General features: G+C 61.5%; 2 protein-coding genes. Both read left to right on the top strand.

The genetic code is table 11. The features are described 5' to 3' along the window. A partial coding sequence (locus AC5E6N_RS21355) for an ATP-binding protein (protein WP_491749707.1) occupies positions 1 to 1,447 on the top strand: 1,447 nt, incomplete at its 5' end. Positions 1,448 to 1,659: 212 nt separating this feature from the next. Next, the gene (gene greA / locus AC5E6N_RS21350) at positions 1,660 to 2,136 is read left to right on the top strand and encodes a transcription elongation factor GreA (protein ID WP_491749706.1); all 477 of its coding nucleotides are present in this window, start codon (positions 1,660 to 1,662) and stop codon (positions 2,134 to 2,136) included. Positions 2,137 to 2,257: the final 121 nt, after the last annotated feature.

Here is a 2,257-nt window from a genome sequence, read left to right as displayed (position 1 = left end):
GGCCGAGGATGTGCTTGAAGTCCTGCGCACCGAGCAGCAGAAGGGAACGCTGCACGGCGTCATCGTCCAGTTCGGCGGGCAGACGCCCCTCAAACTGGCCAATGCGCTGGAAAATGCCGGCATCCCGATTCTCGGCACCGAGCCCGACGCCATCGATCTGGCCGAGGACCGCGACCGCTTTCAAAAGCTCCTGCGCAAACTCGATCTGCGACAGCCGAAAAACGGCATTGCCCATTCCGTCGAGCAGGCAAGGCTCGTCGCAACGGAAATCGGCTTCCCGCTGGTCGTTCGCCCGTCCTATGTCCTGGGCGGACGGGCGATGCAGATCATCAGAGACGAAAACGGTCTGTCGAATTACCTCCTCGGAACCGTTCCGGAACTCGTTCCCGAAGAGATCAAGACACGTTATCCGAACGACAAGACCGGTCAGATCAACACCCTGCTCGGCACCAATCCGCTCCTGTTCGACAGCTATCTGGCGAATGCCATCGAGGTCGATGTCGATTGCCTGTGCGACGCAGAGAACGTTTTCGTCTCCGGCATCATGGAGCATATCGAGGAAGCAGGCATTCACTCCGGCGACAGCGCCTGCTCGCTTCCGGTCCATTCGCTTTCGTCCGGGATCGTCGACGAGTTGGAGCGGCAGACCGCGGAACTGGCGCGGGCGCTCAATGTCGGCGGCCTGATGAATGTGCAGTTCGCGATCAAGGGCAGCGACATTTATGTTCTCGAGGTCAATCCGCGCGCCTCGCGCACGGTGCCCTTTGTCGCCAAGACCATCGGCGCGCCGATCGCCAAGATCGCCGCCCGGATCATGGCCGGCGAGAAACTCGATGGGGCGATGGCGGCCTATGGCGAGCGCCCCGACCCGCGCCGGCTGAACCACATCGCCGTCAAGGAAGCCGTCTTCCCCTTTGCCCGGTTCCCCGGCGTCGACACATTGCTCGGTCCGGAAATGCGCTCAACCGGCGAGGTCATCGGCCTCGACACCGACTACGCCCTCGCCTTCGCCAAGTCCCAGCTCGGCGCCGGCGTCGAACTTCCGCGTGACGGAACGGTGTTCATCTCCGTGCGCGACGAGGACAAGGAACGCGTCCTGCCGGCGGCACGGATCCTGAAGGAGAGCGGCTTCGGGGTCATGGCGACGGGAGGCACGGCCCGTTTCCTGATCGAGAACGGGATCGAGGCCGCGCGTATCAACAAGGTCCTGGAAGGCCGTCCGCATGTGGAGGACGCCATCCGCAACCGCGAGATCCAGCTCGTCATCAACACGACGGCGGGTGCCAAGGCGATGTCGGATTCCAAATCGTTGCGCCGCGCCGCGCTGATGCAGAAAGTGCCCTATTACACCACCATGTCGGGCGCCACGGCGGCAGCGCGCGCAATCGCCGCATTGACCGCCGGCAACCTTGAGGTCAAGCCGCTTCAGGATTATTTTGCCGCCTGACGGCGGTTATTGCATCGCACAATAGCAAATATCGAAAAAACGGCGCCGGAAGGCGCAATTGTAAAAAAACTGGCAAAATTGCATCAAATACTGCTATGTTCAGACAACTTGGAGTGTTGAGCGGTTCCGAATCGACTGGTTCGGAGGCCGTTTTCTTTTGCGCTATCGCACCGCAAAGCGGTCCAGGCAGCGCCAAAAAGATGGAGAAGGACATGGTTGAAAAAGTCCCCATGACCCAAGGCGGATTCAGCAAGCTCGGTGAGGAGCTGCGCTGGCGCCAACAGGAAGAACGGCCGCGCATCATCGAGGCGATCGCCGAAGCGCGTTCACATGGCGACCTGTCGGAAAACGCCGAATATCATGCCGCCAAGGAAGCGCAGAGTCACAATGAGGGCCGCATCGCGGAGCTCGAAGACCTGACCGCGCGCGCCGAGGTCATCGATCTGAGCAAAATGTCCGGCGATACGATCAAGTTCGGCGCGACGGTCAAACTCGTCGACGAGGATACGGACGAGGAAAAGACCTACCAGATCGTCGGCGATCAGGAGGCCGATGTGAAGGAGGGGCGCATCTCCCTGTCTTCCCCGATCGCGCGCGCCCTGATCAGCAAACAGGTGGGCGACAGCATCGAGGTCAACGCGCCGGGCGGCGCCAAGGCCTATGAGATCCTGGAGGTGCGCTGGGGCTGAAAGACGGCCTGCGTCGCCTTTTGAGGGCCGGCGCGGCTATTCGTCACAAGCAGACCCGGCTGGCGGTTCATGGCCGACCATCCCGAATTGATCGTGACCAACATGCACCGCAACTTCACCG

It is taken from the genome of Hoeflea sp. (genome assembly GCF_984452065.1).
Note: the sequence above shows the minus strand (reverse complement) of the source record. Positions and strands in the feature narration are given on the sequence as shown.